General features: G+C 40.9%; 15 protein-coding genes. 7 read left to right on the top strand and 8 right to left on the bottom strand.

Translation table 11 applies throughout. From position 1 onward, the window contains the following. Positions 1–47: 47 nt before the first annotated feature. The gene (locus tag Q0K96_RS05380; RefSeq protein WP_297332982.1) at positions 48–1,223 is read left to right on the top strand and encodes a hypothetical protein; all 1,176 of its coding nucleotides are present in this window, start codon (positions 48–50) and stop codon (positions 1,221–1,223) included. Positions 1,224–1,495: 272 nt separating this feature from the next. Here Q0K96_RS05380 and Q0K96_RS05375 read toward each other — a convergent pair whose 3' ends face one another. From Q0K96_RS05375 to Q0K96_RS05360, 4 genes are all read right to left on the bottom strand, one after another. Next, positions 1,496–1,912 carry an SRPBCC family protein gene (locus tag Q0K96_RS05375; protein ID WP_297332981.1) on the bottom strand — a complete coding sequence of 139 codons (417 nt, stop codon included), beginning with the start codon at positions 1,910–1,912 and terminating at the stop codon, positions 1,496–1,498. 58 nt (positions 1,913–1,970) lie between these two features. Then, on the bottom strand, positions 1,971–5,411 hold the full coding sequence (locus Q0K96_RS05370; protein WP_297332980.1) for a methylmalonyl-CoA mutase family protein: 3,441 nt from the start codon (positions 5,409–5,411) through the stop codon (positions 1,971–1,973). 95 nt (positions 5,412–5,506) lie between these two features. Then, positions 5,507–5,695 carry a hypothetical protein gene (locus tag Q0K96_RS05365; RefSeq protein ID WP_297332979.1) on the bottom strand — a complete coding sequence of 63 codons (189 nt, stop codon included), beginning with the start codon at positions 5,693–5,695 and terminating at the stop codon, positions 5,507–5,509. Between the two features lie 25 nt (positions 5,696–5,720). After that, positions 5,721–6,371 carry a hypothetical protein gene (locus tag Q0K96_RS05360; RefSeq protein ID WP_297332978.1) on the bottom strand — a complete coding sequence of 217 codons (651 nt, stop codon included), beginning with the start codon at positions 6,369–6,371 and terminating at the stop codon, positions 5,721–5,723. 295 nt (positions 6,372–6,666) lie between these two features. Here Q0K96_RS05360 and Q0K96_RS05355 point away from each other — a divergent pair, with 295 nt between their 5' ends. From Q0K96_RS05355 to Q0K96_RS05345, 3 genes are all read left to right on the top strand, one after another. Beyond that, the gene (locus Q0K96_RS05355) at positions 6,667–7,395 is read left to right on the top strand and encodes a DUF4197 domain-containing protein (protein ID WP_297332977.1); all 729 of its coding nucleotides are present in this window, start codon (positions 6,667–6,669) and stop codon (positions 7,393–7,395) included. 17 nt (positions 7,396–7,412) lie between these two features. After that, the gene (locus tag Q0K96_RS05350; RefSeq protein ID WP_297332976.1) at positions 7,413–8,123 is read left to right on the top strand and encodes a DUF4197 domain-containing protein; all 711 of its coding nucleotides are present in this window, start codon (positions 7,413–7,415) and stop codon (positions 8,121–8,123) included. Positions 8,124–8,361: 238 nt separating this feature from the next. Next, the gene (locus tag Q0K96_RS05345; protein ID WP_297332975.1) at positions 8,362–8,799 is read left to right on the top strand and encodes a thioredoxin family protein; all 438 of its coding nucleotides are present in this window, start codon (positions 8,362–8,364) and stop codon (positions 8,797–8,799) included. Here the strand turns inward: Q0K96_RS05345 and Q0K96_RS05340 are convergent. Together Q0K96_RS05340 and pyrF are read right to left on the bottom strand one after the other, a co-directional pair. Further along, positions 8,796–9,560 carry a helical backbone metal receptor gene (locus tag Q0K96_RS05340; RefSeq protein ID WP_297333027.1) on the bottom strand — a complete coding sequence of 255 codons (765 nt, stop codon included), beginning with the start codon at positions 9,558–9,560 and terminating at the stop codon, positions 8,796–8,798. The two genes, Q0K96_RS05345 and Q0K96_RS05340, sit on opposite strands and share 4 nt — an antisense overlap. A gap of 104 nt (positions 9,561–9,664) precedes the next feature. After that, complete coding sequence (gene pyrF / locus Q0K96_RS05335; protein ID WP_297332974.1) at positions 9,665–10,483, bottom strand: orotidine-5'-phosphate decarboxylase; 819 nt, start codon at positions 10,481–10,483, stop codon at positions 9,665–9,667. Positions 10,484–10,630: 147 nt separating this feature from the next. Between pyrF and Q0K96_RS05330 the strand changes: the two genes are divergently transcribed. Beyond that, a complete protein-coding gene (locus Q0K96_RS05330) occupies positions 10,631–12,172 on the top strand; it encodes a hypothetical protein (protein ID WP_297332973.1) in 1,542 nt (513 codons plus the stop codon). A 205-nt stretch (positions 12,173–12,377) separates the two neighbouring features. Further along, positions 12,378–12,800 carry a hypothetical protein gene (locus tag Q0K96_RS05325; protein WP_297332972.1) on the top strand — a complete coding sequence of 141 codons (423 nt, stop codon included), beginning with the start codon at positions 12,378–12,380 and terminating at the stop codon, positions 12,798–12,800. Positions 12,801–12,838: 38 nt separating this feature from the next. Here Q0K96_RS05325 and prfA read toward each other — a convergent pair whose 3' ends face one another. Next, positions 12,839–13,912 carry a peptide chain release factor 1 gene (gene prfA / locus Q0K96_RS05320; protein WP_297332971.1) on the bottom strand — a complete coding sequence of 358 codons (1,074 nt, stop codon included), beginning with the start codon at positions 13,910–13,912 and terminating at the stop codon, positions 12,839–12,841. Positions 13,913–14,046: 134 nt separating this feature from the next. Beyond that, complete coding sequence (locus tag Q0K96_RS05315; protein ID WP_297332970.1) at positions 14,047–14,838, bottom strand: SRPBCC family protein; 792 nt, start codon at positions 14,836–14,838, stop codon at positions 14,047–14,049. Between the two features lie 232 nt (positions 14,839–15,070). Between Q0K96_RS05315 and Q0K96_RS05310 the strand changes: the two genes are divergently transcribed. Further along, positions 15,071–15,486, top strand: a 416-nt coding sequence (locus Q0K96_RS05310; protein WP_297332969.1) for a hypothetical protein, incomplete at its 3' end; no start/stop codon positions are given.

Below are 15,486 nucleotides of genomic sequence, written 5' to 3'. Positions count from 1 at the left end.
TTTTAAAGAAAATGGTTACTTTAGCCGACCAACCATTAAAACCAACCATGAAAAAACTCATCATGCTGCTGTTTACAGTCAGCATTGCCGCTATTGCTACTGCACAAAACACTTACCAGCCCGGCTACTATATTACCAACAGCGGTAACCGTATAGATTGCCTGATACTGAATATTGCCTGGAAAAATTCGCCTATCGAATTTCAGTTTAAGATGAGCGAGAATGAACAGCCTGTTACTGCCGATATAAAGACCGTGAAAGAATTTAGTGTAGATAATGCATACAAATTCAAGAGGTTTACAACAAAGATGGAACGCTCTGCAAGCGATGTAAACAAGCTGGACCGCGAAGCGCAAGCACAATGGAAAGAGGAAACTATTTTCCTTAACGTGTTGGTTGAAGGTAATGCAACTTTGTATAAGTATGAAGATGGCAACATGATTAAATACTTCTTCAGCACAGGGAACCATGAAACCGCCGAACAACTACTGCACAAAGAATATGTTGTAAATGGTGTAATAATGAAAAACAGTACCTATAAACAGCAACTCTATAACCTGATGAAAGATAAAATAACTTCCACCAATACGTTTGAGAGACTGCAATATAAAAAAACTCCGCTTGTAGATCTTTTTGTAGAATATAACGGCGATGCCAACAGCAAAAACCTTACTGCAAAGCAAAACAAGGGCAGTGTAAATCTTAAGGTAAAAGCCGGAGCAGGCCTTGCAATGTTAACTACAGAAAATGTTGTAAATAATTATGCTATGGATTTTGACAGTAAGGTAGTATTCAGGATTGGTGCCGAGGTAGAATATATCCTGCCGTTTAACAATAACAAATGGTCATTGTTTATAGACCCGTATTACAGTACTTATTCGGCTGACGGTAATAATGGTGCTACCAGCTATAGTGCCGAGTATAACTCCGTTTCATTGCCCGTTGGTGCGCGCCACTACTTTTACATAACCAACGATTCAAAGATATTTGTAAATGCAATGATATCTTTTGATTTTGTGGTGGGCGATGCCGCAATTAAATACAACCTCAACAAACTGGACATTGAAAAAACAAGCCACTTTGCCGCAGGCGCAGGCTATGCCACAGGCAACCTGAGCGCAGAGATACGCTACGATTTCAGCAGGGGGCTTTTAAACCGGTATCAGTTCTGGGCTTCGGAATATGAGTCGTTCGGGCTTATCTTAGGTTACAAGTTTTTATAACCGGACAAGATTATTTTACAGCAAAGCCTTCTTAACGGGAGGCTTTGTTTATTAAAAGTTAATGTTGTATGCACTATGGCGGGTTGTTGCTACTTTTAATAAAAAACTAACCTACCATGAAAAGTTTATTAAAAGCATTACTTGCCGGCTGGGGCGCCCGCAAACTTGGCCTGGGGTGTGTTGGCACCATTATAGCCTTTATAATACTATACTACCTGTTAGGGTATGTATTTTAAAAGAAAAGCCTTTCCTGATTTGGAAAGGCTTTTTGATTAATTATTCTCAGTATACTTTTTATAATTATCGAGTATGGCCTGCCAACCCGCTTTCTGGAAATCTACGGGGTGTATATTTTCAGGATCAAAAACTACCGTTACATCAGTAACATTCTTGTTTTCCGTAAAGGTTACATCTACCCTCCTGCCATCGGGCATGGTGTAGGTAAACGACTCACCCGGATTCACCTCATCATAAACCGCTTCAAAATCAAAACCCATACTGCCGTCTTTGGCTTCCATACGGGCAATATATTTGCCCCCCGGTTTCATATCATTTTCCGCCCACGGGCATTGCCAGTCGTCCGAAGCAAAATTCCATTGTGTAATATGCTCCGGCTGCGTGTAACACTGCCACGCTTTGGCAGCATCAGCATCAACGGTGGCTGTAACAGTAATTTTTTCAGTATTCATAGTTAGTTATATCCGTAATAGTTGAACAATCTTTAAATCCTTTAATCTTCAATCAGTATTACATATTCCTCCTGTACTGCCCCCCTACCTCAAACAGCGCCGAGGTAATCTGCCCTAATGAGCAAACTTTGGTGGCCTCCATCAATTGTTCAAAGATATTCTGGTTTTGTATGGCGGCATCCTGAATGTTAGCGAGTTGGTTTTTAACGGCATCTGCGTATGCTTTTTGAAGGTTTTCAAGCGTTTTTATCTGGAACTGTTTTTCCTCTTCGGTAGCACGTATAACCTCTGCCGGGATAACCGTTGGCGAACCTTTACTGCTCAGGAATGTATTTACACCTATAATCGGGAATTCACCTGTGTGTTTCAGCGTTTCATAATACAGGCTTTCTTCCTGTATTTTACTGCGCTGGTACATGGTTTCCATAGCGCCCAGCACGCCCCCACGCTCTGTAAGGCGGTCAAATTCAGTAAGCACGGCTTCCTCTACCAAATCGGTAAGCTCTTCTATTATAAACGAGCCCTGTATCGGGTTTTCATTCTTGGCAAGCCCAAGCTCTTTATTGATGATTAGCTGTATTGCCATTGCCCTACGTACGCTTTCTTCGGTCGGGGTAGTAATGGCTTCATCATAAGCATTGGTATGCAGTGAATTACAGTTATCATATATTGCATATAGCGCCTGTAGTGTAGTACGTATGTCATTAAAGTCGATTTCCTGCGCATGCAGCGAGCGCCCTGATGTTTGTATGTGGTACTTAAGCATTTGTGCACGCTCGTTAGCGCCATACTTGTTTTTAAGCGCCTTAGCCCATATCCGCCTTGCCACGCGCCCTATTACTGCATATTCAGGGTCTATGCCATTACTGAAGAAGAATGACAGGTTTGGCCCAAAGTCATTAATATTCATACCTCGGCTAAGGTAATACTCTACATAAGTAAAGCCGTTAGCCAGTGTAAAGGCAAGTTGCGTAATAGGGTTGGCACCCGCCTCGGCAATATGGTATCCTGATATAGAAACCGAATAGAAGTTCCTTACATTCTTTTGTATGAAGTACTCCTGAACGTCGCCCATGAGCCTCAAGGCAAACTCTGTAGAGAAAATACAGGTATTTTGTGCCTGATCTTCTTTAAGTATATCCGCCTGAACGGTACCTCGCACCTGGCTAAGCGTGCGGACTTTTATTTCGTTATATACATCGGCAGGCAGTACCTGGTCTCCGGTTACGCCAAGCAGCATAAGCCCCAGCCCGTCGTTACCCTGTGGCAGCGGCCCGTTATACTTAGGTCGCTCCATGCCTTTAGCAGCATATATTTTATTTATTTTATCTTCAACCTCTTTTTCAAGGCCGTTTTCTTTGATGTATAATTCACACTGCTGGTCTATAGCGGCATTCATAAAGAAGCCTAACAGCATAGGTGCAGGCCCGTTAATCGTCATACTTACCGAGGTCATCGGGTGGGCCAGGTTGAAACCTGAATACAGCTTCTTGGCATCGTCAAGGCAGCAGATAGATACACCTGCGTTGCCTATTTTACCATAAATATCCGGCCTGTAATCAGGGTCGTTACCATAAAGGGTCACACTGTCAAAAGCGGTAGACAAACGCTTTGCAGGCATTCCTAAACTCACATAGTGGAAACGCCTGTTGGTACGCTCAGGGCCGCCTTCTCCGGCAAACATACGGGTTGGGTCTTCGCCTTCCCTTTTAAAAGGGTAAAGCCCTGATGTGTATGGGAACTCGCCCGGCACATTTTCCTGAAGGCACCAACGCAGTATATCGCCCCATGCCTGGTATTTTGGTAATGCCACCTTTGGTATCTGCGAATGCGATAGCGACTCGGTGTGCGTTTGTATTTTTATTTCTTTATCACGTACTTTAAACGAATACACCGGACTCTTGTACTTGTTTACCTTATCATTCCATGTAAGTATAACTTCCCAGTTATAAGGGTCGAGATCCATTTTAACACGATCAAACTCTTTCAGTAAAAGTGACAACAGTTCCTGCCTGCCATCTGCCCCTTCAGAAGCGGTAAGGCTAACAGAAACTTCCTCTATACCTGCTTTGCTAATTTCCGGTTTTTTACCCGATACGGTTTCTATCGTTTTGTAAATACCATACAGCTTTTGGGCCACTTCCTGCTGCGTGGCAGCCACCTCGTCATACTTGCGGTTGTTCTCTGCAATTTCGCTAAGGTAACGGGTACGGTTTGGCGGTATCACAAATATCTTTTCGCTCATTTCGCGTGTAATTTCAAAAGTAGATTTCAGGTCTGCACCTGTTTTCTCTACCACTTTATCCATTATACGCTTGTAAAGCGTGTTCATGCCCGGGTCGTTAAACTGCGAGGCAATAGTACCAAACACAGGCAGGTCATCCGGGTTGGCATCCCACAAGTTGTGGTTGCGCTGGTATTGCTTCTTCACATCGCGAAGTGCATCAAGCGAGCCGCGCTTGTCAAACTTATTGATTGCCACAAGGTCGGCAAAATCAAGCATATCGATTTTTTCTAACTGTGTAGCAGCACCAAACTCAGGTGTCATTACATATAGTGATACATCACTATGGTCTAATATCTCGGTATCGCTTTGCCCGATACCCGAAGTTTCTAATATAATTAAGTCATATTTAGCCGCTTTAAGCACCTGTATTGCCTCTGCCACATACTTACTAAGGGCAAGGTTGCTTTGCCTTGTAGCAAGCGAACGCATATATACCCTCGGGTTATTTATGGCATTCATCCTGATACGGTCGCCAAGCAGTGCCCCACCTGTTTTGCGTTTTGATGGGTCAACCGAAATAAGCCCGATGGTTTTTTCAGGAAAATCGATAAGAAAACGGCGCACAAGCTCATCTACTAAAGATGATTTACCCGCACCACCAGTACCGGTTATCCCTAAAACGGGTATATGTGTGGTTTCGTTTTTTTTATGGATAGTATCAAGTGTTTCTTTTGCCACTTCCGGAAAGTTCTCGGCAGCCGAAATAACCCTTGCAATAGCAGTTGGGTTCTTTTCCTCAAGGTGGTTAACTTCTCCGTTAAGTTTGTCACCAACTGGGTAGTCAGCCTGTTGTACAAGGTCGTTTATCATACCCTGAAGCCCAAGCTCGCGCCCGTCGTCAGGCGAATATATGCGCGTAATTCCGTAATCATGAAGTTCTTTAATCTCATCCGGCAGGATAACACCGCCGCCGCCGCCGAATATTTTTATATGCCCTGCCCCTTTTTCCTTAAGCAGGTCATGCATATACTTGAAGTACTCATTATGCCCGCCCTGGTAAGATGTCATGGCAATAGCATTGGCATCTTCCTGAATGGCAGTATTCACCACTTCTTCCACGCTGCGGTCGTGACCAAGGTGAATCACCTCTACACCGGTTGCCTGTATAATACGGCGCATTATGTTTATGGCGGCATCGTGCCCGTCAAACAATGATGCGGCTGTTACTATTCTTACTTTATTTTTAGGAGTATAGGGCTGTGCTTGTTCCATTATGAATAATATTCAATTTTAAGCACGCAATTTACGGAATTATTAAAAATTTCAAAGCAGATGCGGCAGATAAAAATATATATGGCAAGTGTTTATCAGCTATCCTGCTGCCTGCTCTTCTGCTTTGCCAGCTTTAGCACATCGGGTATTGCCTGAGACAGCAGTGTGGTGAATATACCTATAAATAAAGCATCGCTTATACCAAAACCTGCAACATAGTACAGCACGGCAGTTAGTGCTGCAGCAATAACTATAAATATTACTATGAGTTTAAAGATTTTCATCAGAAACAAACATAACAAACAAATCTTATTTAACAAAATGATGCACTGCACCATCTTGCATAAACACTACTCGTGTACGGAATGTATGAGCCTTATCATGTACCGGAAACCATTCCCTGCCGCTCTCGGCTACTATAAACAAACCGTCATCATCGCCTAAAACTGTAAATTTTTCGCCGCGTGGCTGCCGGTGAAAATCAGGAATGCCAAACTTAAGATTCAGTATATCGGCAAATGCAGTCACTTTAGGTGCTACCAGCCCAATCTCGCTTATAGAGATATAAGAGGCAGCATTAAAAGCGGCATTATCATAACTGTGGTTGGCATAGCGGGTTATCAGCTCTATTATATTTCCGTTATTATCGTAAAAATAAAAAGAGCGGGCATCCCAATTGGTAAAATCAGCCACATCATTACCCTGAACCGGTAATATGTCCACAAATGGCTTAACTGCCAATAGTGCTTCTGTAAACCCGTTGTTAGGAACATCTATAGCAAAGTGGTAAACAGGCTTAACATCTTCTGATTTACTAAAAATTAGCCTTGTAAAACCTATTTGATAATACAGCCTGCGATTGTCCTGCTTAAGGTAAGGCTGCAGCCCCAGCACCCTTTTGTAGAAAGCTTCTGTTTGATTAAGATTGTCGCTCAGCAGTTCAAGTTCAAGTATTTTCATGCGGCCTGTTTGTAATTGGCTATTACTAAGGTAGTTTATTTATGTTACTGCTTACTTATCTTAACCGTTAAATAACGCATAAAAAAAGCCCCCGCTTTAATACGGGAGCCAAACAATCCAACCTTACTTACACATGAAATTATTCTTCAATCAATATTATGATCATCTTTATTTCTACAGCAAATGTAATGTACCCATCAATGCTATAATTAACTTATTAATCACTTGTACTTATACATACATTGATAAATCTTATTGGAACAGTTTTTGTTTCTGTTAAGAAAAATAAAAATTTATGAGAAGATCATTAGTATTAGCCCTGACAATATTGTTTGCTGCAACTGCAAATGCCCAGTTTAAGAATGTATTGAACAAGGCAAAAGAAAAACTGAATACCACAACCGGAACTTCTGCACTAAGCAATGCAGAAATAGGCTCAGGACTTAAGGAAGCGCTTAAAAAAGGCGTTGATGACCAAGTACAAAAATTAACCGCAGTTGACGGGTTTTATAAAAATGAGGCGGTGAAAATACTATTGCCTGAAGAACTGCAAAAGGTAGATAAAACCCTCCGCAAAATGGGAATGGCTAACCTTGCGGATGAAGGTATTAAGGTACTTAACCGTGCAGCCGAAGATGCGGTTAAAGAAGCTACCCCCATATTTACAAATGCCATTATGAACATGAGCTTTACTGATGCCAAAAATATATTGATGGGCACTGATAATTCGGCTACGCAATACCTGCAACGTACTACCACAAGCCCTTTGTATTCTAAATTCAGCCCGGTTGTGAGCCAGTCGCTCGACAAAGTAGGTGCAAATGCGGTGTGGGCAAAAATCATTGATAAATACAACAGCCTGCCACTGGTTAGCAAAGTAAACCCTAACCTTACCGATTATGTTACAAACAAAGCACTTGACGGGGTGTTTACCATGATAGCGGTAGAGGAGAAAAATATTAGGACAAATTTATCGTCGCGCTCTTCCGATTTACTGAAAAAAGTATTTGCTTTACAGGATTAATTGTAACGTTTTAATTTATGAAGAAGGTTTTTGCACTCTTACTTGCTGTTTCCTTTTTATTGTCAGGTTGTGCCGAGCTGCAACAGGTAGCATCACAACTGCCCAACGCAGGCGTACTTAGTAATGCAGATATTGCCGCCGGACTTAAAGAAGCACTGGATAAAGGTATAGACCAGCAGGTTACCAAGCTTACGCAAACAGATGGCTTTTATAAAAACCAGCTTGTAAAGATACTGATTCCGCAGGAACTGCAAAAAGTAGATGCTACACTTCGTAAAATAGGCCTTGGAAGCCTTGCAGATGAAGGCGTAAAACTGATGAACCGTGCAGCCGAAGATGCCGTAAAAGAAGCAACACCTATATTTGTTTCGGCAGTTAAGCAGATGACCTTTAACGATGCCAAAAATATATTAATGGGCAACAATACCGCAGCAACCAGTTATCTGGAGCGCACCACAAATACGCAGTTGTATGCAAAGTTTAACCCGGTTATTAAATCTTCTTTTGATAAAGTGGGCGCCAACAAAATATGGAACACCATTATTACCAAATATAATTCGGTGCCATTGGTAGATAAAGTAAACCCCGACCTTACCGACTATGTAACCAATAAAGCCCTTGATGGGGTGTTTACCATGATAGCGGTAGAGGAAAAAGAGATACGCAATAATATAAACGAACGCACCTCTGTACTGCTTAAAAGGGTTTTTGCATTACAGGACAAATAGCATATCGCTTTAATTATCAATAACATATAAATAACATAGCCTTAACAATAGAAAGTTTATTTATTAAGTAATTTGCATTTCAAAATAAATGGTTTTCTCACATTTGGTTAGGGTTAGTTAGAAAAATGCCGGTATTGTACAATATCGGCATTTTTGTTTGCCTAAACTCTATTAAATTACTCCCAAATTAATTGCCGGCACAGGTTACTTTCCTAATTTTGCGAAAAATACAACAGGCGTGAAAAAGAGCATATTTTTATTATGCATAATGCTGGGCGCAGCCTGCCATTCTCAGGAATGGCTTACTGATTTTGATGCCGCCAAGCGACGGGCAACGGCAGAAAAAAAACAGATACTATTGGTATTTACAGGCTCTGACTGGTGCCCGCGCTGCCAGGAACTGGAAGAGAAATTATGGCAGACAGCCGAGTTTAAAGCTGAGGCTAAAGAAAAATGGGTATTGCTGAAAGCTGACTTCCCGCAGAAGGGCGGTATGCCGGAACCGGTTGATGTTAACGCCATGAACATAGTGCTTACCGAACGCTATAACCGTAACGGCTTTTTCCCTTATATTGTTTTGCTGGATAAATACGGAAGGGTTTTAGGCCGCACCGGTTATGAAGAATTTGACACGGCTAAAGAGTACCTTTTCCTGTTACGGAATATGAAACCTTAACTTAGCCTAGTGTGCAGTTGCTTAAAGTAATCGAAAGCTTTTACAAGCCTGCTGCCATACCAGGAAAACATTTCGCCATCAACAAAAACGGTTTTGGCGTGGTGTGTAAAACGCCCCACCTCAAAAGCATCTTCCTCTTTAAACGGATAGGGTTCTGAAGACAGGAAAACTACATCAGGGTCGCCCTGTATGCGCATTTTCTGGATTATGATTTCGGGGTATCGCCCCCTGCCTTCATAAATATTCACGAACTTATTCAGACTGAGCATTTCATTTATAAATGTACCGCCCCCTGCTGCCATATACGGGTCTTTCCAGATAAAATAAGCGGCTTTAAGCGGCTCCCTCCCCTCCATGAACCTGTTGAAGTCGGCGAGCCCATAGTTTATCTTATCTGTCCATTGTTGGGCCTGTGTGCGCACGCCAAACAATTTACCAAATTCGGTAATCATGTGCAGGCTGTCTTCTATTGTGGCAATATCGCTAACCCACACGGGGGCAATTTCCTGTAAAGAAGCTACAATTTCCTCTGTATTTTCTTCTTTATTGGCTATGATGATATCGGGGTTCAGCAGCTTTATTTTTTCGAGGTGTACTTTTTTTGTACCGCCGATAATTTTCTTGGTAGACTTAAGATGGTACGGGTGTACACAAAATTTTGTTATCCCCACAATCCTTTCTTCCAGTCCTAAATCAAATAACAGCTCTGTTTGCGAAGGCACAAGCGATATAATACGCTGCGGAGGCGTAGCAAGTGTTATGGTATTGCCAAGTTGGTCGGAGAATGTTTTCGGTTCAGGTTTCAAAGTGGGGAATTGTTTAACGTTTAAGGTTTAAAATTTTTATGACTATTAACTAATTACCCCTAACTTTTAGCCAATATTGCTGCCATCTGCTCTTGCATTTTCAGGGCTTCTTCTCTTGCTTTTTCGGCAAAATCTTCTCCTTTAGAAGCATAGATAATACCACGGGATGAATTTACCAGGAGGCCTACGTTTTTGTTTAATCCATATTGGCAAACATCTTCAAGGCTGCCACCCTGCGCCCCTACTCCCGGAACAAGCAGGAAGTTGTCCGGCGCTATTTTACGGATTTCCTTAAAGTATTCTGCTTTAGTAGCACCAACTACATACATCAGGTTTTCGCTGCCCTCCCAAGTCTGCGAGGTTTTTATAACTGTTTTATACAACTCTTCGCTGCCTGTCTTTTGCGTCTGGAAGTCGAATGCGCCTTCGTTAGAGGTTAATGCCAGTAAAATAGTAAACTTGTCTTTAACAGCAAGGAACGGCTCCACGCTATCCTTACCCATATAGGGCGCCACGGTAACCGAATCAAACGCCATGTCCTGCAGGAATGCCTTGGCATACATAGCCGAGGTATTGCCTATATCGCCACGCTTGGCATCGGCAATGGTAAACACCTCCGGGTGCATATTGTTAAGGTAGGTAATGGTCTTTTCCAGCGAATGCCAGCCCTTAAGCCCGTGCGCCTCATAGAACGCCGTGTTGGGTTTGTAGCCTACAGCTAAATCATGTGTGGCATCTATAATTGCTTTGTTGAACTCAAATATTGGGTCTTCGGTTTGCAGGAGATGTGACGGAATCTTGTCGAGGTCAACATCAAGCCCCACACACAGGAAGGATTGCTTTTGTATTATTTGTTCATGTAGTTGTTGTGTTGTCATGCAGTAGTTGTTTGGTGCAAAGGTAAAAAACAGTAATCTATTTATAACTAAATGCTCTTTTAATATCAGTAACAAACACATAATTAATTATTAATATAATTTAAAAGAAATAATCGTATATTGCTGGCATCAACTTAAAATTACAATATGAATAAAATCCATCCAAAAATTGCTGTTACAATTACAGCTCTTCTAATTCTGTTGTCAAGCTGTCAAAATGATGACAACTTATCAAATCCAACTAACAAAAAGGAGGGTCAACTACGAACATCTAAAATCTTAAGAGGTAAAGATGCCGAAGCGGCTATTGCCATGTACCATGAACAGATTGGAAAAGCAAAACTCAAGAATCAAGGTATGATGTTGAAGTCAGGAGATGACTTTACACTTGACGAAGCTGAAGTAATGGTGGTGGAAAATAAAAGAAACGGAAAAATCAATTACACCTATCATGTAAACCATTCACGCGATTCTGAAACCACTTTTTTTAATGTTGTTATTACTGAGTGGAGAGGATTTAAAAAACTGATGCTATTCGAATATGAAATGACACACGACTTTTCTTCTAAATATAGTTTTGGTGAAACTGATTTTTCAAACTTTGATGGCTTATTACATGTAAACGTTTTAAATGCTGATGATGATTTTCCGTGTAATGATTCTCCCGGCGGCGGAATTCCCTTTACTGGTGGTGTAGGTACAAGTTCAGGCGGGGGAAGCGGCGAAAATCAAGATGGTGGAAATCCGCATAGTGAATTTTTCTTAAGGCAATTATTTACCATTGCACACATGAGCAGTTCCTATAAGGCGCCTACGAATAATAATAACGGCGGTGGCAGTGACGGCGGTGGTGACGATGATGGACAGATAATACATCGCAGTCCGCGCGATTTTAACTATCATCTTAGTGTCCCCGCGAGTAATGACACGAGTAATCCTTGCGGTGAAAGTGAAGAAATTGGAGTGTTAACCCCTATAAACATAACTAATTATGTCATTGTAAACTTAATAAATGATGATGGATTAGCCCCTTGCCCAAAAAGTGTATTAAATGACTTAAAATCATTAAGTGAGTCAACTATGGCTTCAATAATTGGTAAACTTGATGACGAGTTATCGATTTACCATACAAATATAACTACTGAAGCATACGACACGCAAAATGGATCTCCAGCAAGAACTATCAGAACCCCCGGAGCACCATCACAATACCATTATACAATTATGATACATCCTGAATACACACCTACTACAAATAAACTTGGTTTTGCCACACTCATTTTACACGAGATGCTACACGCGTACTTTTTTAGTTTATTAGACGATGCAAACAATTCCAATCCTGATGCATTAAATGATTTTCCTTTATTATTTGAATTAAGTGTAGCGAAAAATTTCGGTCCTCAACCTCAAAATATCCATCATCAAATTATGGCTGATAAGTATGTTGACATATTATCCCGGGCATTACAAGAATTTAATACTGGAATCCCAGTGCCCGAAAATGTAGAGCCTGATCAGTTATATAAAGATTTAGCTTGGGGAAGTTTAAGTGCTGCGCCTATATTTCAGACAACAAATCAACTAACCCAACAAGATCGTACAAGAATAAGCAATCGGTATGCTGCAGAAATACTAAATTACACTGTTGAAACTGAAAGCCCTGCGGGTGTACCTTGTACTGAATAATTGTATGAAAAATTTTGTCTTATACATCTTTATATTCACTTCGACAATATCATGCAAAAGCATTGATATCAAACCTGACATACAACATAACAACCAGCCAATAGTAGATTATGTTGAAACGTTGATTCCTAAAGACTCTATTATCTACATCCATGAAAATAGATTATCATATGCCCGTGCTATACGTACTATGGAAACTGGTACTATGCCTGATCCGATCTTTGAGAAATATGCTGTAAATTTTTTGGAGTCGGAGTATTACAAAAAAGAGGCTTGGGAGGCCCTTACTAAAAGGTTTGCTAAAGACAGTACACATGGTAAATGGGTAACTTCGGATTTTAAAATTCCCCACAGGATGATTACGAATGCATATCAAAAAGAATTCTATCAAAATACAAAACTACATATAAAAGAGGTAGAAGAAATCATTAGAAATCCCAAAAAGATTTTTGTTTTTTCAGGTGTGATGTACTATGATAATAACCGATATGCAATATTTTCAATGGTGGTAAGTGGTAACGTTATACTTTCAGGCCGTATCAAAGATGTGCTCATTATCATGAAGAAAAAAGGCGATAAATGGGTATACGTTGATAAAATGCTTAACGACGAGTTTATCAATTATTAAAAATCCCGCCAATCGGCGGGATTTTTTAATTTATATTCTTAGAAAACTTCACTTTCTTTAAGCTTCTCGGTATTGTTAACCAACTGTAGTTCGTCTATTATCTTTTGGATGCTGCCGTTCATGATACCGTCAAGGTCATACAGGGTAAGGCCAATACGGTGGTCGGTAACGCGGCCCTGCGGGTAGTTGTAGGTACGTATCTTCGCCGAACGGTCTCCGCTGCTTACCTGGCTGTTACGCTTGGCGGCATCTTCTTCCTGTTTCTTGGCAAGCTCCATTTCATATAAACGGGAACGCAGTACCTGTAGTGCTTTGTCTTTGTTCTTGTGCTGCGACTTTTCGTCCTGGCACTGTGCTACAAGCCCTGTTGGGATGTGGGTCATACGAACGGCTGATTTGGTTGTATTAACCGACTGCCCGCCCGGCCCTGACGAACAAAACAAGTCGATACGCACATCGTTCATGTCTATCTGTACATCAAATTCTTCTGCTTCCGGAAGCACCATAACCGTAGCCGCCGAGGTGTGGATACGCCCCTGTGTTTCGGTTTGTGGTACACGCTGCACGCGGTGTACGCCCGCCTCAAACTTCAGGGTTCCGTAAACATCTTCACCTGTAACCTCAAATATAACTTCTTTAAACCCGCCTGATGTACCTTCGTTAACATCTACAACGCTGGTTCTCCAGCCCTTGCTTTCGCAGTATTTGGTGTACATCCTGAAAAGGTCGCCCGCAAATATACTGGCTTCGTCGCCACCTGTACCGGCACGAATCTCCACCATTACGTTTTTAGCGTCTTCAGGGTCTTTTGGTATCAGCATGAACTTTATCTCTTCTTCAAGCTGCGGAAGGCGGCCGTTTGCTTCATCAAGCTGCATCTTGGCCATTTCAGTCATTTCCGCATCACTGCCATCCGAAATGATTTCCTTCGCTTCCTTAATGTCATTGGTAAGCTTTACATATTCATCACGCTTCTCTACCAATGCCTTAAGATCTTTATATTCTTTGTTTAGCTGTACATAGCGTTTCTGGTCGGATATAATATCCGGCTGGATAATTAAATCTGAAATTTCATCAAAACGCTGCTTTATATACTGTAGCCTGTCTAACATATTTTATATCTCCGTTTAAGAGGTGCAAAATTAAGCAATTTTTTATTTGTAAGGGTGTTACAGCAAAAGATAAATTGGCACCCATTCAAACTACAATACAAAAATAAAAGGCTGCCCGAGCGGCAGCCTTTATATTAATGTGCGGGCGCAGTACCCGCTTCTATAAACTCTTTAAAACTTTGTATATCTTTAGTTACTAATCCTTCAAAAACCGGATTAAATAATTTGGCTGCCGCCTCTCCTGCTTTACCAAGCGGGGCATGGTATGAAATGGTCACTTCAATATCTGTAGCAGTACCCCTGTCTACAAATTTCACTTTTCCTGAATTATGTATAGTGGCACTTGGTAATGAATGCCAGCTTAACAACTTGTTAGGCTCATCCATTAAAATCTCGGCATCCCAGCTTATGGTACCCAGTCCGCCCGGTACTTTTGCTTTCCATTGCGATTTATACTGATCTATTTCGGTTACACTGTGCAGATGGCCCATAAAAAGCGGCAGGTTTTCAAGATTTCTCCATGCATCATAAACTTCACTTACAGGTTTATCTACCGTCATAGCGGTTGTAATAACTACATTAGAGCCTTTAAGCATCTTAGAGCGCTCTATGGCATCGTAAGCCGGGCAATATCCTGTTACACCACGAAAAAGCATCGTACCGCCTGTAATGCCTTCCATCATCTTTTTATTGTCGTTCTTTTTTAGTGCGCGGTAAAGCAGGTAGGCGCCGGCTGCAACCATAAGTACTCTCTCGGTAGTGCTCACATTTACCCTGAGACCCGGTATGATGCTTTTTTTATTGTTATGAAGATAATTATCAGCCTCTGTTTTATTAGATACAGATGCATACCTGTTAGGATCAGTCCCTGATGGGTCATACTTAGAAAAGTTCATTTTATCAGTTAGTGTGGCTTTAGCTTCCATATTAAATTTTATAATGGGTTAGAATGATATAAAAGTACTTAACATAGTTGTTGCGTAGCGTCAATAATCTTATAAAGTATTCTTAATGAGATTATAAAATACAGGAAACCCTCTTTAACTAACAATTAAGAATGAGTGCTAAATATAATTTAAAGTAGATTTTTGAGAAAACAATTGTCTTTATGAATACGTAATTTTATAGTGTAAATGATTAACCCTAATACCAAAAGTCATGAAAAAGATATTTATACTCGTGTTGCTAACCAGCTTTGCAGGAACAGCTCAAAGTAATTTTAAAGTTGAAAACGGCCAATTAGTTTGGGAAAAAACATTTTCCGCTGTTAATCCTGATATTGTTGCTGTGTTAGAAAGAGAACCTAATTTGAAAGTGTCATCTTTTATGGATAATGTCTATAAGGGAAGCTGTAACGATTGGAAAGGTGATTGTGATAGCGGCTCTGGGCTAATGAAAAATAATTGCAAGTTTGATTTTCTTATTATTGTAAATCCGGATGGATACACCGTAAAAGTAAAGAATGTAAAAATTCTTGAAAAATATGGCCCTATGCAGGCGCGTACAATTGCAAATCCATGCGAAAAATATTTTGTAGAGGGAAATAGCATCAGAAATAGTGATAAATATAATCC

The organism is Flavobacterium sp. (genome assembly GCF_024305175.1).
Taxonomy (GTDB): domain Bacteria; phylum Bacteroidota; class Bacteroidia; order Flavobacteriales; family Flavobacteriaceae; genus Flavobacterium.
This window is presented reverse-complemented; position numbering and strand designations above follow the sequence as displayed.

Excerpts from the sequence above, each read along its gene's own strand:
- Q0K96_RS05380 (WP_297332982.1), top strand. The coding sequence starts at position 48 with ATGAAAAAACTCATCATGCTGCTGTTTACAGTCAGCATTGCCGCTATT.
- Q0K96_RS05375 (WP_297332981.1), bottom strand. The coding sequence starts at position 1,912 with ATGAATACTGAAAAAATTACTGTTACAGCCACCGTTGATGCTGATGCT.
- Q0K96_RS05370 (WP_297332980.1), bottom strand. The coding sequence starts at position 5,411 with ATGGAACAAGCACAGCCCTATACTCCTAAAAATAAAGTAAGAATAGTA.
- Q0K96_RS05365 (WP_297332979.1), bottom strand. The coding sequence starts at position 5,695 with ATGAAAATCTTTAAACTCATAGTAATATTTATAGTTATTGCTGCAGCA.
- Q0K96_RS05360 (WP_297332978.1), bottom strand. The coding sequence starts at position 6,371 with ATGAAAATACTTGAACTTGAACTGCTGAGCGACAATCTTAATCAAACA.
- Q0K96_RS05355 (WP_297332977.1), top strand. The coding sequence starts at position 6,667 with ATGAGAAGATCATTAGTATTAGCCCTGACAATATTGTTTGCTGCAACT.
- Q0K96_RS05350 (WP_297332976.1), top strand. The coding sequence starts at position 7,413 with ATGAAGAAGGTTTTTGCACTCTTACTTGCTGTTTCCTTTTTATTGTCA.
- pyrF (WP_297332974.1), bottom strand. The coding sequence starts at position 10,483 with ATGACAACACAACAACTACATGAACAAATAATACAAAAGCAATCCTTC.
- Q0K96_RS05330 (WP_297332973.1), top strand. The coding sequence starts at position 10,631 with ATGAATAAAATCCATCCAAAAATTGCTGTTACAATTACAGCTCTTCTA.
- Q0K96_RS05325 (WP_297332972.1), top strand. The coding sequence starts at position 12,378 with ATGCCTGATCCGATCTTTGAGAAATATGCTGTAAATTTTTTGGAGTCG.
- prfA (WP_297332971.1), bottom strand. The coding sequence starts at position 13,912 with ATGTTAGACAGGCTACAGTATATAAAGCAGCGTTTTGATGAAATTTCA.
- Q0K96_RS05315 (WP_297332970.1), bottom strand. The coding sequence starts at position 14,838 with ATGGAAGCTAAAGCCACACTAACTGATAAAATGAACTTTTCTAAGTAT.